This is a genomic window from Pseudoalteromonas sp. ABE4_541 (assembly GCF_056312285.1).
Window position 1 is genome coordinate 1 of record NZ_JBSVEM010000006.1, and the last position, 16,217, is coordinate 16,217.

General features: G+C 44.4%; 18 protein-coding genes. 7 read left to right on the forward strand and 11 right to left on the reverse strand.

Annotated features, from left to right (window positions below; translation table 11 throughout):
- Positions 1 to 270: 270 nt before the first annotated feature.
- Positions 271 to 804 carry a gamma carbonic anhydrase family protein gene (locus ACW689_RS07390; RefSeq protein WP_476289885.1) on the forward strand — a complete coding sequence of 178 codons (534 nt, stop codon included), beginning with the start codon at positions 271 to 273 and terminating at the stop codon, positions 802 to 804.
- Here ACW689_RS07390 and ACW689_RS07395 read toward each other — a convergent pair.
- Both ACW689_RS07395 and aroE read right to left on the reverse strand, forming a co-directional pair.
- On the reverse strand, positions 787 to 1,029 hold the full coding sequence (locus tag ACW689_RS07395) for a DUF1488 family protein (RefSeq protein ID WP_476289887.1): 243 nt from the start codon (positions 1,027 to 1,029) through the stop codon (positions 787 to 789). The genes ACW689_RS07390 and ACW689_RS07395 overlap by 18 nt on opposite strands.
- Positions 1,030 to 1,851 (reverse strand): shikimate dehydrogenase, encoded by an 822-nt coding sequence (gene aroE / locus ACW689_RS07400; RefSeq protein ID WP_476289889.1) that lies wholly within the window; start codon positions 1,849 to 1,851, stop codon positions 1,030 to 1,032. It lies immediately after the preceding gene.
- 26 nt (positions 1,852 to 1,877) lie between these two features.
- Here aroE and ACW689_RS07405 point away from each other — a divergent pair, with 26 nt between their 5' ends.
- Positions 1,878 to 2,327 carry a group II truncated hemoglobin gene (locus ACW689_RS07405; RefSeq protein WP_476289891.1) on the forward strand — a complete coding sequence of 150 codons (450 nt, stop codon included), beginning with the start codon at positions 1,878 to 1,880 and terminating at the stop codon, positions 2,325 to 2,327.
- A 94-nt stretch (positions 2,328 to 2,421) separates the two neighbouring features.
- A complete protein-coding gene (locus tag ACW689_RS07410; protein ID WP_476289893.1) occupies positions 2,422 to 4,029 on the forward strand; it encodes a methyl-accepting chemotaxis protein in 1,608 nt (535 codons plus the stop codon).
- Between the two features lie 69 nt (positions 4,030 to 4,098).
- Here ACW689_RS07410 and hemF read toward each other — a convergent pair whose 3' ends face one another.
- The 6 genes from hemF to ACW689_RS07440 form a co-directional block, all read right to left on the reverse strand.
- Entirely contained in the window at positions 4,099 to 5,013 is a 915-nt protein-coding gene (gene hemF / locus ACW689_RS07415; RefSeq protein WP_476289895.1) for an oxygen-dependent coproporphyrinogen oxidase, read from the reverse strand.
- 8 nt (positions 5,014 to 5,021) lie between these two features.
- Positions 5,022 to 5,591, reverse strand: a complete 570-nt coding sequence (gene tsaC / locus ACW689_RS07420; RefSeq protein WP_476289897.1) for an L-threonylcarbamoyladenylate synthase type 1 TsaC — start codon at positions 5,589 to 5,591, stop codon at positions 5,022 to 5,024.
- On the reverse strand, positions 5,575 to 6,159 hold the full coding sequence (locus tag ACW689_RS07425) for a DNA topoisomerase family protein (protein ID WP_476289899.1): 585 nt from the start codon (positions 6,157 to 6,159) through the stop codon (positions 5,575 to 5,577). The genes tsaC and ACW689_RS07425 overlap by 17 nt, the downstream gene beginning before the upstream one ends.
- 81 nt (positions 6,160 to 6,240) lie before the next feature.
- Positions 6,241 to 6,714, reverse strand: a complete 474-nt coding sequence (locus tag ACW689_RS07430) for a DUF494 family protein (RefSeq protein WP_476289901.1) — start codon at positions 6,712 to 6,714, stop codon at positions 6,241 to 6,243.
- A 2-nt stretch (positions 6,715 to 6,716) separates the two neighbouring features.
- Positions 6,717 to 7,811: a DNA-processing protein DprA gene (gene dprA / locus ACW689_RS07435; RefSeq protein WP_476289903.1), complete on the reverse strand. Its 1,095-nt coding sequence runs from the start codon at positions 7,809 to 7,811 to the stop codon at positions 6,717 to 6,719.
- 30 nt (positions 7,812 to 7,841) lie between these two features.
- Entirely contained in the window at positions 7,842 to 8,963 is a 1,122-nt protein-coding gene (locus ACW689_RS07440) for a LysM peptidoglycan-binding domain-containing protein (RefSeq protein WP_476289905.1), read from the reverse strand.
- A 119-nt stretch (positions 8,964 to 9,082) separates the two neighbouring features.
- On the opposite strand from ACW689_RS07440, the gene def reads away from it, so the two are divergent.
- The 4 genes from def to trkA are packed head-to-tail and all read left to right on the forward strand — an operon-like array spanning position 9,083 to position 13,255.
- On the forward strand, positions 9,083 to 9,589 hold the full coding sequence (def, locus tag ACW689_RS07445; protein ID WP_476289907.1) for a peptide deformylase: 507 nt from the start codon (positions 9,083 to 9,085) through the stop codon (positions 9,587 to 9,589).
- Positions 9,590 to 9,635: 46 nt separating this feature from the next.
- Positions 9,636 to 10,583 carry a methionyl-tRNA formyltransferase gene (gene fmt, locus ACW689_RS07450; protein ID WP_476289909.1) on the forward strand — a complete coding sequence of 316 codons (948 nt, stop codon included), beginning with the start codon at positions 9,636 to 9,638 and terminating at the stop codon, positions 10,581 to 10,583.
- Complete coding sequence (gene rsmB / locus ACW689_RS07455) at positions 10,583 to 11,866, forward strand: 16S rRNA (cytosine(967)-C(5))-methyltransferase RsmB (protein ID WP_476289911.1); 1,284 nt, start codon at positions 10,583 to 10,585, stop codon at positions 11,864 to 11,866. Before fmt ends, rsmB begins: the two co-directional genes overlap by 1 nt.
- A 12-nt stretch (positions 11,867 to 11,878) precedes the next feature.
- Positions 11,879 to 13,255: a Trk system potassium transporter TrkA gene (gene trkA, locus ACW689_RS07460; RefSeq protein ID WP_476289913.1), complete on the forward strand. Its 1,377-nt coding sequence runs from the start codon at positions 11,879 to 11,881 to the stop codon at positions 13,253 to 13,255.
- Between the two features lies 1 nt (position 13,256).
- Here the strand turns inward: trkA and ACW689_RS07465 are convergent, their stop codons facing one another.
- The 3 genes from ACW689_RS07465 to ACW689_RS07475 all read right to left on the reverse strand — a co-directional run bounded on the left by ACW689_RS07465 (position 13,257) and on the right by ACW689_RS07475 (position 16,169).
- On the reverse strand, positions 13,257 to 13,934 hold the full coding sequence (locus ACW689_RS07465) for a flagellar brake protein (RefSeq protein ID WP_476289915.1): 678 nt from the start codon (positions 13,932 to 13,934) through the stop codon (positions 13,257 to 13,259).
- Between the two features lie 119 nt (positions 13,935 to 14,053).
- Positions 14,054 to 15,505, reverse strand: a complete 1,452-nt coding sequence (locus ACW689_RS07470; protein WP_476289917.1) for a TrkH family potassium uptake protein — start codon at positions 15,503 to 15,505, stop codon at positions 14,054 to 14,056.
- Between the two features lie 49 nt (positions 15,506 to 15,554).
- The gene (locus ACW689_RS07475) at positions 15,555 to 16,169 is read right to left on the reverse strand and encodes a YigZ family protein (protein ID WP_476289919.1); all 615 of its coding nucleotides are present in this window, start codon (positions 16,167 to 16,169) and stop codon (positions 15,555 to 15,557) included.
- Between the last annotated feature and the right edge of the window lie 48 nt (positions 16,170 to 16,217).

Genomic DNA, 16,217 nt, shown 5'->3' on the forward strand with positions numbered 1-16,217 from the left:
CCTGACTCGTTTCGTTTTCGCTTTAGTGCGTAGCGCTCCGTGTCAGTGGGGTCGCATTATAGGGCGGCGAATTAAAAGCGCAAGCGTTTTTTAGAAAATTTCTGAAGAAAAGTGATAAAAATGGATTGTTCGCGTGATTTTCGAACGAAACAGCTATTTTTGGTAGTTTTATGTACATATTAACTATGCATCAGCTAAATAAACTCGCTATGGCTTCTTTATATTGAAAGCTCTACACTAAATTTAAGAACAAAAAATTGGTATTTATATATGTTGAGAAGTTACAAAAAGATCACGCCTAAATTAGCCGAGGGCGTTTATGTTGATGAATCATCGGTATTAGTTGGTGATATAAGCATTGGTAAAAATAGTAGTATTTGGCCATTGGTTGCAGCAAGAGGCGACGTCAACTACATCAAGATTGGCGCTAGAACTAATGTGCAAGACGGTTCCGTACTCCATTTGACCCGCGCGAGTAAAAGTAATCCTAATGGTTATCCGCTGATCATAGGTGATGACGTGACCGTTGGACACAAAGTCATGCTACACGGCTGTACTTTAGGTAATCGCATTCTGGTGGGTATGGGTGCCATTGTGATGGACAACGTGACTGTTGAAGATGATGTGATCATTGGTGGCGGTGCACTCGTCCCTCCTAATAAAACACTTGAGTCTGGTTTTTTGTATGTCGGCAGTCCAGCAAAACAAGCCCGCCCTCTGACAGAGGATGAGCTTGCTTTTTTGAAAATCTCAGCACAAAACTACGTACAATTAAAAAATGAGTATTTAGAGGAAGGCGAGTAAGACACTACCGTCGTTTTGAAACTCTTCATCTTCGATAAGTTGTTCCGCCATCATTTCATAATCAAATTGCTTTACCTTGAAATGAGCTAACGCCTCTTCTTCATTTATAGGAGGCGTTGGAATTCTACATTCCACCATCATCCCTCCAACCATTGCTGAGAACTTTAGGACATTCGCTTTGCTGTCCATACTCACATCATCATTAAATAAAATACTCTGATTCATCTATAAGGTGCCTTGTTTTATGGCTGCCATCACTTGGGTTACATCAGGTTGTTTAACTCGCCACAGGTTATATGCCTCTGCAGCTTGCCCAATGAGCATACCCAAGCCATCAACGAGTTTGGCTTTATCATTATAGGTAGCCACCCAATTTAAAAAACTGGTTTGCTCGTCACTGTAAAACATATCGTAGGCAAGATGGCAGCTTTGAATATGAATTGAATCTATATTAGGCGTTTCACCAGTGACACTTGATGAGGTGGAATTAATTACGATTGAAAAATCATGGTCATTAATATTATCCAGCCCACACCCTGTTACATTACCCAAACGACGAAACTCATCAGCCAAGGCCTGTGCTTTACTTTGTGTTCGATTGGCTATCACTATTGATGATACATTTGCTTGTAATAGTGGATATATACAGCCACGTGCCGCACCACCCGCGCCAAGCAATAATACCTTCGCACGTTCAAGCGGCGCACCTTGTCTCAGGAGATCAGCAACTAAACCCGCACCATCCGTATTATCACCAAGTAACTCCCCTGACTCTAAGAGCTTGAGAGTATTTACAGCACCCGCCAGTTTCGCGCGTTCGGTGAGTTGATCTGCTAGTGAAAATGCCTGTTCTTTAAAAGGCAGAGTTACATTGGCTCCTTTGCCACCAGCAGTAAAAAACGCGTCTATAGACTCTTTAAATCCGTCCAAAGGTGCTAGAATCGCCTCGTAACTGATATTTTCATCACATTGCCGCGCAAAGGCTTGGTGGATCATCGGTGATTTAGAGTGTTTTATTGGGTGACCAAACACCGCATATTTGTCCATGTCTATGCCTAGAAGTTATTGAGTTTATGAAGCAGTTAATTAAACGCATCTTCAATAAAGATGCAAGCCAAGAAAATACCAACAGTACACCAACGCCAGAAAAAACACCTTATGAAATCATGGGTGGCGAGTCTGGTGCACGTGCATTAGCTGATAGATTTTATGACATTATGGAAAGCGACCCTTATGCAAAACCGCTTTATGACATGCACCCGCAGCCGCTCGATAGAATACGTCAGGTATTTTTCGAGTTTTTATCGGGTTGGTTAGGTGGCCCTGACTTATTTGTTGAAAAATACGGCCACCCAAGATTGAGAATGCGCCATATGCCCTTTCCTATTGACCAATCGCTTAGAGATCAATGGATGCACTGTATGAACAAGGCGTTAGATGCGGAAATTGACAACCCATTGCTTCGTGAAGGACTGCGTCAATCCTTATCTCAACTGGCAAGCCATATGATCAATCAAGACTAAAGTCGCAAGCGAACTTAGCTGCTCTTTGCGCTAAGTCAAAATCTGGTTCTACCACTTTATTCATAATACGCATCCTATAACGGAGATTTGTGCGATGCGTGTGACTTCTATTCAACATAAAATATATGCCTTACTGGCAGTAACCGGTATTTTGGTACTGATCGCCAGCATTTTAAGCAGCTCAAGCCAACAACAACAATTGGCACAAGATACAGTGGCTGAGAATATCCGCTTACTTGCGGATAACTATTTCGACTCGATTAATACCATGATGCTCACAGGCACCATGGCCAATAGAGAAATACTCAGCGAAAAGCTCAGAGCTCACCCAAATATCGAAGATGCGCATATTATTCGCGGTTCACAAGTAGTTAAAATTTACGGTGCGGGTAATGCCAATCAAGCCGCAGCAAATGATACCGAACGCCAAGCGTTGAACGGCAAAGAGTCCTTATTTATAGAAACTAGAGGTGACTCTCGCATTATGACCTACTTGCGACCTATGATCGCAAAAGCAGATTATAAAGGCACGAATTGTTTAGGTTGCCACCAAGCACAAGAAGGTGATGTTCTTGGTGTAGTTAGGATCAGCTATTCATTGGATGATATTGACTCTTCCGTACAAACCAACACCTGGTTAAGCACAGGCCTCCTCACGGGGATTTTCATGATCACCTTTGTGATTTTAGGTACGTTGTTTCGCAAACTGTTTATTACGCGCTTAAAAACGCTTGGTCGCACCATGCGCTTGGCTTCACAAAATAAGGACTTAAGCCTGCGTATCGACGATACCATTAACGATGAACTAGGCCGTTTAGCCATTAACTACAACAAGATGATGGCTTCTTTCAAAGAAAACATGAGTCAGGTATCTCACACCTCAAAGGTGTTGATCCAATCTGCGGAAACCATCTACACCTCTGCAGATACCACTGAGCAAGCAATCCAGCAACAAAAGCAAGGCACTGACTCCGTTGCAGCAGCAATTAATGAATTAGAAAGCTCATCCAGTGAAGTTAAAAATACCACTCACTTTGCTTCTGAGAAGTCTGACAGCAGTAATCACCTTGCGGAAGAAAGTATGGCCGTAGCTGAACATACGGAGCAAAGTATCAATCAACTGGCGCAAGATGTTCGCCAAGCAGCAACACAAGTAAGCCAATTACAAGCACAAACACTTGAAGTAGGTAAGGTACTTGAAGTGATCAGTAGCATTGCTGAGCAAACGAACCTGCTTGCACTGAATGCTGCAATTGAAGCGGCTCGTGCAGGGGAAGCAGGTCGAGGCTTTGCTGTAGTGGCCGACGAGGTACGTACACTTGCAACGCGTACACATGATTCTACAGATGAGATAAAACGTACCATCGACAAATTACAAAGTGAAGCCGAGCAAACGGTAAAAGCCATGAGTGCCTCATGTGAAGAAGCCGATGATAGGGCCGCGCAAGTTAAGAAAGTGGCGCAGGCGTTGAAAAATATTTCTAACCAAATGCACGAAATTAACGACTTGAACGTACAAATTGCCGATGCGACTGAGCAACAAAATTTGGCCGCCGAAGAGATAAATCAAAGTGTGATCGCAATTAGAGATAATGCTGAGCAATCGCTCATTGATGCCCATGGCAGCAAGCAGGTAAGTGAAGAGTTACTTTCGCTAGCACGCTCTTTAGATGAGCAGGTAAGAAGTTTTAAGTTAGATTAAACAATCTAATTCGGACAAGAGTTGTTATGCTGTGATTCAGGCGCCCCACAAGGCGCCTTTTTTATTTAGTTAGAGCATTAGCCAGTTTTGTGGCTTTAAATAAAAGTCGTACAACTTAGCTTCTGCACTCCCTACTTCAGGAGTGAAGTTATACTCCCAACGTGCCAAAGGCGGCATAGACATTAAGATAGATTCAGTGCGTCCACCAGTTTGCAAACCAAATAAGGTACCTCTATCCCATACTAGGTTAAACTCCACATAACGGCCACGACGATAAAGCTGAAATTGACGTTCGTGCTCAGTGTATGCGGTCTCTTTACGACGCTCAATGATTGGTACATAGGCATCCAAATAGCCCAGACCAACCGCTTGCATAAACGCAAAGCTCTTTTCAAAACCCCATTGGTTTAAATCATCAAAGAACAGCCCACCCACACCGCGGGTTTCACCACGATGCTTTAAATAGAAATAATCATCACACCACTTTTTATAATCATCATAAACTTGCTCACCAAAAGGCGCACATAAATCGTGTGCCACCTGATGCCAATGCTTAACATCATCCAGTTCAGGGTAAAAAGGCGTTAGATCAAACCCCCCACCAAACCACCAAATTGGCTCTTCACCCTCTTTTTCAGCAATAAAGAAGCGAACATTGGCATGACTTGTCGGGATATGTGGGTTTTTTGGGTGGATCACAAGTGACACTCCACAGGCATGAAAACTACGACCTGCAAGCTCTGGGCGATGTGCAGTGGCTGAAGCCGGCATAGATTCACCAAAAACATGTGAATAGTTCACGCCACCTTGCTCGATGACCACCCCGTCTCTGATCACACGGGTGCGTCCACCGCCACCCTCTTCACGGGTCCAGGCATCTTCCACAAACTTGGCTTGGCCATCGGCCGTTTCTAAGCCTGCGCAGATTGAATCTTGTAATGATAGTAAAAACGCCTTAACTGTTTCTAAATTCACCTTACTCATAACTGTGATTAATTCCCTCGAATAACTGCACCCGTAAGTGCGTGTTTTATTTGACTAGGTGCAGTATTACCGCCAAGTTCCCCTTGCACATAACAATCCACTTGCTTATTAAAAACGACACGCGCTTCATCTAAGCTCATGACGGGCTGTTCACCCGATAAATTAGCACTGGTTGACACCAAAGGCTTACCGAATGACTGACATAATGCTTTGCATTGTGGATGAGCTGTAATGCGCACCGCGATGGTGTTATGAGTGCCCGTCAACCATTTGGGTGTGTTTGCCTTTGCTGGCAATAACCAGGTAATAGCGCCTGGCCACGAAGAAAATAGCTCGGTACGCTTATCCATCGGGATCTTTGCATCATCAACGTAGGGTAAACATTGCCCATAATTGTCCGCAAGCAAGATCAACCCCTTGCTCACATCACGTTGTTTAATGGCTAATAGTTTTTTGACCGCTTGTTGATTATCGGGGTCACACCCTAATCCGAATACCGCTTCAGTGGGATAGCAAATTACCCCACCAGCATTCAAAGTATCACATACATCATTGAAGTTATTAGGATTGTTTGTCACTCGGGATCTCGACTTTATGCTGACATGCCTTTTGTGGGCATTGTAACACAGCTTTACCGGCACGTTGTTTTTCCAACATCACAGACCAACCACATGCTGGGCACGCATGTGCCACAGGTTTTTGATTAAGGCTGTATTTACAATGCGGGTATGTATCACACGAGTAAAAGAACTTACCGTACTTATTCTTACGTTTAGTCAGTGACCCTTTATGGCATTTAGGACACGCCACGCCTTGCTCAGAATCTTGTTCTTGCTCATCATGAGCTATGTAATGACAGGCAGGATAACCCGTACAGCCGATGAACATACCATAACGACCATTACGGATCACCAGCGGCAAGCCGCATTCAGGGCAAGGTGAATCATCAAGTACTTTAATATCATGATTATCGTGTTGAGCTAGCGGGCGAATAAAATTGCAATTTGGATAACTAGCACACCCTAAAAACGGCCCATTTTTACTGTGCTTCATCACTAATTCTGAGCCACATTCGGGGCACACTTCATACTCTTTTTCTAAGGCATGACGATCCGCGTTAAACAAAGAATGGTCTATCTTACTCATCAGGTTTTATAGCTCGTGTTCAACTTTGCGCCTAATATAACCGTCATATATTTGGGGTCAAGGTTTGACCCCAAAAACCAACTAGTGCAAATAGCCGCCCGGCTCATCAAAGATCAGGTCTTCCATCTGTGCATAAGCTTGTTCTTTGCCCGGGACGTTAAAGAGTACCATTAAAATGACCCATTTTAAGTCATCTAAACCTATGTGGGATTTTTCGAGGGCAAACAAACGATCAATGACCATTTCGCGAGTGGTAGAATCAATCACGCCGACTTGCTCAACAAACATTAAAAAACCGCGACACTCAACATCTAACATTTCGCACTCTTCTGGGGTATATATGCGGATGGCACTTTCCGCCTTGCTATTTAGGTAGGGAATTTCATCACTATGCTGCAAGTCAGCCAGCTGCTCTAACCAATCTAGCGCTTTGTAAATTTCCTCTTGATTAAAACCTGCCCGTAACAACTCATCGGTTAACTCATTTTGCTCAACAAAGATATCCGCTTCACTGTGGATATAGTTCTCAAAAAGATACATTAGGATATCAAACATGATTAACCCCTCGCTAATTTAATGTAGCCGTCTAAGACGCGTTCTACTTTATCTTCAAGCTCTAGGTCCAATAAACGTGTCACCACACGTTCAACTGGCCATTGGGTCCTTTGCGATAAGGTGTCCACTGAAGTGACCTCAAAGCCAAGGTTTTTTAGTACTGGGCAGTCCTCCTGTGGTAAATCGTTTTTTATCACGCTTTCTATATTATATAGACCGTTTTGGGACAAAAAGCTCACATCTTCGATGATGTCTTCAACATTCTCGGTCAGCTTTGCCCCTTGTTTTATCAAATAGTGGCTACCTTGTGAAAGTGAACTTTTTATTGAACCGGGCACCGCAAACACTTCGCGGTTCTGCTCTAACGCATATCTGGCAGTAATCAGTGAGCCGCTTTTTAACTGCCCTTCAACGAGTACAACTCCTAACGAAAGTCCAGATATCACTCGATTTCGACGCGGAAAATGTGTAGCACTTGGTGCGGTACCCGGAAAAAACTCGCTCACTACCAAGCCTTTTTCTAAAACTTGTTCATATAAAAGGTTATGGCGTTTGGGGTAAACAATATCAACCCCTGTACCAAGGACAGCAATCGTTTCGCCCTTACTGGCAAGTGCACCTTTATGAGCCGCACCATCAATACCACGAGCTAACCCTGACGTTACAACGAGGCCTATATTATTCAGTTGATGTGCAAATTCAGAAGCAATCTCTAAACCAGTCGCTGTCGCATTACGACTGCCAACAATGGCAATTTGTGGCCTATGTAGAAGCGACACTTCCCCTTTACAGAACAAAATAAGCGGTGGACTGGCGATTTCCTTTAACAGGTGGGGATAACATTCGTCAAAATAGCTGACGATTTTGATTTGAAACTCGTCACAAAACGATTGCACGTGCGATAAATAAGCCCAATCTGTTTGAGCAAGATTAAGGGCGATTTGTTCATTCAAACCGAGCTGAGTTAATTCCCGTTGGGGTAAGCTAAACACGGTTTGAATAGGAAGTTTCTTTTGAAGCGCCGATATGGTGGCCACGCCAAGCCCCTTACACGCATGCAACGCTAGGCATTGCTCAATAGATAAATGCTGTGCCATGCTCCCTCCTTAGAGCAAAATAAAAACTTGTTAATTTACGCCAACACTGTCTCCAACTCGAATTGGTTGTGTGGCGCTGGTGACCAGTGCATAACTCACTTTGTCATACACCTTAAACACCATAAGTTCCCCAACTTTTTCCTGGGGCATAGTCCACACGACGTTTTGCTCAGATGTATCAGCACCAAATAATTCTTGCACATTTTTGCTGAACTTCTCAAAGCTGTTGGCATCTTCTACGTAGCGAGGTCCCGCACCACCTTCGATAACTGTAGGTGAACGCTTGCTAATATCAAGCACATGTCCTTCTTTAAGCTGTTGTTCTCTACCGAGATTAAGCACAACCACCGAGGTTGAACCAAACTCACGAAGATTGTTATCACTGGCGATGATATTTCCAGTGATCGCTTGCTTTGGTCTTTGCATACCAAATTGCGCACTGAAACTCTGCCCCTCTGATAAAGGTATTAGAATATCCTGCGCTTTGATTTCCTTCTTAACCATTTCAACTTTAACGGTGGCGGGTTTACCTTGCGCCAAATTTCCTTCATCCAATACCCGGCCAGAGCCTACAAGCGTTGTTCTGTATGCCAAAACATTATTGGATTCAGGGTCCAAATAGGGCTCACCTACACGATAGATGCCGTAATGGGTATACCGCTGTAACTCCCCTTTAACGTAAAGTAAGTGTCCTTGCGTCGCGAGCTTGATATTGTAGTTTGCACCCAAGATGTATGGGCGATTTTCGGTTCGCGCTTTATCAAGCGCGAGTTCATAGGCCAAAATAGGCTCAACTACCGACATAGGCAACGTCGGGATTGCGTTACTCTTTTGTAACGCAACACGCGCACTCGGAGAGAGCTTTTTGACACTCTTTTTAAACGCCAGAATAGGGTTGCCTTGTGCATCATACTTCAGCTGCAGCACATCACCCGGGTAAATGAGATCGGGATCTTCAAGCTGGGGGTTTTGCTTCCAAAGAATTTGCCATTGCCAAGGAGTTGATAAATAGATGTTAGAAATATCCCATAACGTATCACCTTGCTTGACGACATATTCGGTTGGTGCATCATTTTTGACCTTTACAGTGTCTGCAAGAGTATAAAATGACACACAAGTTGCAACGAACAGAGCAGTAAATGGATATTTCATTACGGCTTCCTTTAGTTATTTTTCGATATTATCAACCAAAACCTGTTAAAGGGGAACGCGAATGGCTAAAATAAGAACATACAAAATTATGCAGTTAAGCTTAACGATAAAAGGTAAACATGGCAAAGTTAGAAGTACTTAGATTTCCAGATGAAAGACTACGCACAGTTGCGAAACCAGTAGCTGAAGTAAACGACGAAGTACGTCAAATCGTCAAAGACATGTTAGAAACCATGTATGACGAAAATGGCATTGGCCTTGCAGCAACGCAGGTCAATATTCATCAACGTATTGTGGTTATCGACGTATCAGAAGAGCGCAACGAGCCATTGGTATTAATCAACCCTGAAATCACTAAAAAATCAGGTTCAACTACCAGTGAAGAAGGCTGTTTATCTGTGCCACATTCATGGGCAAAAGTAGATAGAGCGGAAGAAATTACCGTTAAAGCACTCAATGAGCAAGGCGAAGAATTCAGCTATGATGCAGATGGCTTATTAGCGATTTGTACTCAACACGAACTTGATCACCTAATGGGTAAGTTATTTATCGATTACTTGTCGCCGCTAAAGCGCCAACGTATTCGCAAAAAGTTGGAAAAAGAAGCAAAGTTTGCTGCTCGCTAACTTTGCCACAATCACCCACTCTTATTAATTTACTTTGGATAGTTCAGTGACCAAGCCATTACGTATTGTTTTTGCAGGTACGCCCGATTTTGCGGCCCGCCACCTACACGCACTTATCAACTCACATCACGATGTTGTCGGTGTATATAGTACACCCGATAGACCCGCTGGACGCGGTAAAAAGCTCAAAGCCAGCGAAGTGAAAAACCTCGCACTTGAGCATGATTTACCTGTCTATCAGCCAGAGTCCTTAAAAACAGCAGAGGCGCAAGCACAACTGGCTGAACTGAACGCTGATGTAATGGTTGTGGTGGCTTATGGCGTATTGTTACCTAAGGCAATCTTAGAGACGCCAAAACTGGGCTGTTTAAACGTACATGGCTCTATTCTACCTCGCTGGAGAGGCGCTGCGCCAATTCAACGCGCGTTATGGGCAGGAGACACTGAAACTGGCGTGACCATTATGCAAATGGATGAAGGGTTAGACACGGGCGATATGTTACATATTGCAACTTGTCCAATCACAGAACAAGACACCAGCGCCAGCTTGTACGATAAACTAGCGGAACTTGGCCCTGTGGCATTACTTGAAACGCTTGAGCAACTTAATAATGGCACGGCGGTGGCGACCAAGCAAGATGATGCACAAGCCAATTACGCTAAGAAGCTACGTAAAGAAGAAGCCGATATTGATTGGACTATGAGCGCCAAGCAAGTTGCTCTTAATGTTAGAGCATTTAACCCATGGCCCGTGTGTTTCACGCAAATGCAGCAGCAAACCGTGAAAATTTGGCAAGCATCGGTTATAGAACGTCAAGGTGAACCCGGCACGGTGCTAAGCAGCGACAAAAATGGCATCGTGATCGCCTGCGGTGAACAAGCGTTGAATATTACTTTGCTGCAGCCACAAGGTAAGAAACCGATGACAGCACAAGACTTTTTGAATGGTCGCGCTGATTGGGTAGAAACTGGTTCTAAGGTAGGTCACCCATAATGGCCAATGTTCGCGCGCTCGCCGCAGAAACCTTATTTCAAGTCGTCGATAAAGGGCAATCGTTAAGTGCTTTACTCCCCAAAGCCGCACAAAAACTAGGGCCGAAAGACAAAGCACTCTTACAACAAATTTGCTATGGCGTTCTGCGCTATTTACCAACACTAGAGCATTATTGCCAGCAACTTCTGGAACAGCCATTAAAAGGTAAACGACGTGTTTTTCAGTTTTTGCTTTATGTTGGGATGTATCAGCTACAGTATATGCGCACGCCTGAGCACGCAGCCGTTGCTGAAACCGTCAATGCATTACAAAGCATGCGCGCACCGGGTTTAAAAGGGCTAGTCAACGCAATTTTGCGTACCTTCCAACGTCAATTTAACGAACTTGAAGACAGTGCCAGCCGCATTCCGGTATGTGAGTACAATCATCCAGGATGGTTTATAAAAAAAGTGCAAGCGGCTTACCCTGAGCAATGGCAAGCGATTTTACATGCAAACCAAGAGCAAGCCCCCATGTGGCTGCGTGTTAACCGCGCTCATTACACCGTTGCTGAGTACAGTGAATTATTAGCTCAGGCTGGTATTGCCCACGATATAGATAGCACATTTACCGACGGTATTATTTTGCAAAAGCCATGCGATGTATATGCATTGCCGGGATTCAGAGAAGGCGCTTGTTCAGTACAAGACGCTGCCGCGCAGCTAGCGGCCCGTTACCTCACCCCTAAAGATGATGAACGTATTTTGGATGCGTGTGCCGCGCCTGGTGGTAAAACTTGTCATATTTTAGAACTCGCTAATGCTCAAGTGGATGCACTTGATGCTGATAGTGAGCGATTACTTAGAGTTCAAGAAAACTTAACGAGACTGGGGCTGCGCGCAAACTGTATTCATGCTGATGCTTCCAAGCCACAGATGTGGTGGGATGGCCAACAGTATGACCGTATCTTGCTAGATGTGCCTTGTTCTGCAACGGGCGTTATTCGCCGTCATCCAGATATAAAATGGCTACGTCGCAATAGCGATATTGACGAGCTGGCTGCTTTACAAAAACAGATCTTAGACAACATTTGGCCACTACTTAAACCAGGTGGAACGCTGGTTTATGCTACCTGCTCTGTTTTACCTGTGGAGAACAAAGAGCAAGTGGCCAGCTTTTTAGCTCGAACTGACGATGCACTACATCAACCATTGCATGATAACGACACCACGTCATCACCTGGCTTACAGTTGTTGCCAGGCAACAGTGATGGTTTTTACTACGCAAAAATAACCAAAAAATAATAAGCTACCATTATGAAAATCATCATCTTAGGCGCCGGACAAGTCGGTGGTACGTTAGCGGAAAACTTGGTTGGCGAACAGAATGAGATCACCGTCGTTGATATCGACGCGGATCGATTGCGCGAACTTCAAGATAAATATGACCTGCAAGGCGTGAACGGCCACAGTGCTCACCCCGATGTACTTCGTCAAGCAGGTGCCGAAGATGCTGATATGATCATTGCCGTTACCAGCTCCGACGAAGTCAATATGATCGCCTGCCAGGTAGCTTATAGTATTTTTAACACCCCCACCAAAATTGCCCGTATTCGTTCCGAGCAATACTTAAAATACAAAGAAAAGCTATTTCAAAACGATGACTTACCTGTGGACCACTATATTGCACCAGAGCAGTTAGTAACAAAGTATATTCGCCGCTTGATTGATTACCCAGGGGCATTGCAGGTATTGCAGTTCGCCGACGGCATGCTGTCATTGGTGGCTGTAAAAGCCTACTACGGAGGTTTGCTGGTTGGTTATGCGTTATCTGCGTTAAAAGAGCATATCCCAAATGTAGATACCCGTGTGGCGGCCATTTACCGCCAAGGTAAAGCCATTAAACCGCTAGGCACCACCGTCATCGAAGCAGACGATGAAATCTTTTTTATCGCTGCGACTAAACATATTCGTGCGGTAATGAATGAGCTACAAAAACTCGAACGTTCTTATCGTAAAATTATGATAGCCGGTGGTGGTAACATTGGTGCTGGTTTGGCGCGTTCACTCGAAAGCAATCACAGTGTGAAACTCATTGAGCGCAATCAACAGCGCGCCACAGAGCTTTCAGAAATGCTTGATAACACGGTTGTCTTTTGTGGGGATGCATCTGACCAGGAGCTATTGTCGGAAGAGCATATTGAGCAAGTCGATGTATTCATCGCCGTTACCAATGACGATGAAGCGAATATCATGGCCGCCATGCTCGCCAAACGCATGGGCGCACAAAAAACGATGGTACTGATCCAACGAGGTGCCTATGTCGACTTAGTGCAAGGTGGCGAGATAGATATTGCTATTTCACCACAGCAAGCCACCATTTCTGCCCTGCTGACACACGTACGACGCGGTGATATTGTGAACGTTTATTCATTGCGCAAAGGTGCTGCAGAGGCCATCGAAGCAGTGGCGCATGGCGATGAAAATACCTCAAAAGTCGTCGGTCGGACTATTGGCGAAATTAAACTTCCGATAGGTACCACCATAGGTGCTATCGTACGTGACGATGAAGTACTGATCGCCCACGACGATACCACCATACTATCCGGCGACCACGTGATCATGTTCCTTATTGATAAGCGACAGATCAGCGTAGTGGAAAAACTATTCCAGGTAAGTGCACTATTTGTTTAGTTTACTGCTGGTTATGCAGCGCTGTTAAATCAATAAGATACTCTTGTAACAGCGCTTCTATTTGTGTTTCTTCAGACAATAGCTTAATACCAATCATCGCCAACTCATCTTGATGCACCATGCTACATACTTCACCTTGCAGCTCTATGGGCTTTTTATTTTTACCTTCGATGAGCACATGACAAGATTTGTCATGAACTGGTAAATCCACTTCAGATTCGAGCATGCTAAATTGTACGCCGCTGCGTGAAATATCCTTGATAACCCCATTGCAGGTAGAACGTTTGGTCATCAATTTAGCTGGGATCAGCGTTGGTACACGTACGTGAGAGCGCAAGCTATGGCTTTGTATTTCTTTAGGTAAATACAAAAATATCAATTTGGTTGGAGTATATGAAATTGCTTTGACATCGGTTTTAAATGCAATGATTTGACCATCACTGTGATCAGCAACCGCCCTAATAATCACGTTTGCACCTTCTTTAATATGGTCAGCAGCATTTCCCAATGCCTTTTGATTAGGGTAATTGATGATCAAATAATGCCCTTTTAGATAGCCTATAAATTCCGTTTTCACCCGCTTGGAATTAGCAGCCATAAGAATTTCCAAGTCGATCATATTACCAACCGAGATCAACTCTATCTTTTTACAGCCTCGGGTGGACTTACTTTTAAACATGGTCAATCCAAGTACATCCTATGAATTAACAAAGCTTACAACAGTTCCGCTTAGGTTGATATAAAACATATAAAAAAGGGAACACTTGTGTTCCCCCTTATTAGCCTCTTTGACAAGACTTAGCCACGCCAAAAAGTAGGCGTAAATAGCACCAATAACGTGAATATTTCTAAACGGCCAAATACCATAGCAAGCGTTAATATCCATTTGGCCGTGTCACTAATATCACCATAGTGCGCAGCAACGGCACCAAGCCCTGGGCCGAGGTTATTTAAGCACGCAGCGGTTGCCGAGAACGCACTGATGTTATCAAGCCCTGTGCCTAGCAGCGCTATCATGATAATCACAAACACCAGCGCATACGCCGAGAAAAACCCCCAGACCGCTTCAACCACTTTGTCGGGCAACGCTTTACGCCCAAGTTTGATAGAGTAGATAGCGCGAGGGTGAACTAAGCGGTTTAGCTCTCGCACGCCTTGTAAATAAAGTAAGAACACCCGAACAACCTTCATGCCTCCGCCAGTCGAGCCCGCGCACCCGCCGATAAAGCTAGAAAAAATCAACAGAATAGGCAAAAACAATGGCCAAGCGGAGAAATTATCTGTCGCAAAGCCTGCGGTCGTACTGATAGAAACAGCCTGAAACACGGCTTGATCCAGCGTCTCATCCCCATTAGCGTATATTTGATTGGAAGATAACACCGCAAAACAAATCACCACCAGAGTCAGCTGGATCATTAAAAACACTTTAAACTCGGGGTCACGTAAATATGAACGCACGCTGCGGCTGGCTACCGCCGCATAATGCAGTGAGAAGTTAACGCCGGCAATAAGCAAAAACAACACACAAATAAAGTTGATCATTGGGCTATCAAAGTGGCCCATTGACGCGTCATACGTTGAGAAGCCGCCAATCGCAATCGTTGAGAAGGCATGACAAATAGCATCAAACCAGCCCATACCTGCAAGCCAGTAAGATATCGTACACGCAGCAGTCAGCGATACATAGATATACCAAAGGTGCTTGGCGGTATCAGCAATACGCGGCGTCATTTTTGAGTCTTTCACCGGCCCCGGTGTTTCTGCACGATATAGCTGCATACCACCTACGCCAAGCATTGGTAATACAGCAACGGCCAATACGATGATCCCCATACCGCCAAGCCACTGTAATTGTTGGCGATAAAACAACACTGATTTTGGTAGGTATTCGATCCCCGTCAATACGGTCGCACCCGTTGTTGTCAGCCCAGAGAAAGCTTCAAAAACCGCATCGGCCAAAGACAAGTTGGGAGACTGTAAGAAAATCAGCGGTACCGATGCGAAAAAACCCAGCACCAGCCAAAATAACACCACGATTAAAAAGCCTTCACGAGCTTTTAAATCACCGTTTTCCTTACGGTTTGGATAGTAAGCAATTAAGCCAATAATGATGCTAAACACAAATGCAAGCACAAATGGCACACCACCACCATCTCGATAAATCAAGGAGACCAATGCAGGCGGCACCATGGTCAGGCTAAATAAAGCCACCAATTGGCCGAGTATTTTTATTATGGTACGAAATTGCATGCTGCGTTTCGCTATCTCAGTTATTTGAAATTATAGAATGTTGATTGTCTTATGCTTTGATTTTTAACTCAACCACACCATGGCTCAAATCATAAATTTCTTGGCAGGCACGTTTAGCCTCTCGGTGGTCAATTTCTATTTGCCAATCGATGACTGCGCCATATTGTTTATCAACGGCTAACACCGTAAAGTGTGTATTAAGATACTGCTCGATTATTCCTTGTAACCCATAATCGGATTGCCCAACTAGCACCAGCGAAGGTATTTTGACGCTCGTTTGTAACTGGGCCAATGCATTATTTAGCGTGCCTCCGTAGGCTCTCACCAAACCGCCAGTCCCCAGCTTTATTCCACCAAAATAACGCGTGGTTACCGCTGTGATCTCCCCTAAACCAGATCCAATCAGCACATTTAGCATCGGCTTACCTGCCGTGCCATTTGGCTCACCATCATCAGAAAACCCGTAAACATGGCTGCCCCCAGGTTGACCTGCAACATGCGCCCAACAATTATGCCTCGCATCAGGATACTGATCATTTATCTGCTTGATAAATGCTTTAGCATCCTCGACCGTTGGTGTATGCGCGAGGTGCACAATGAAGGTGCTTTTTTTGATTTCTTCGTGATAACTCAACGAGTCGCTGGGTATAGAGTATTCAGACATGGAAATATAATACGCCTTAAAACAAAAAAGGGAGCCATCCGCTCCCTT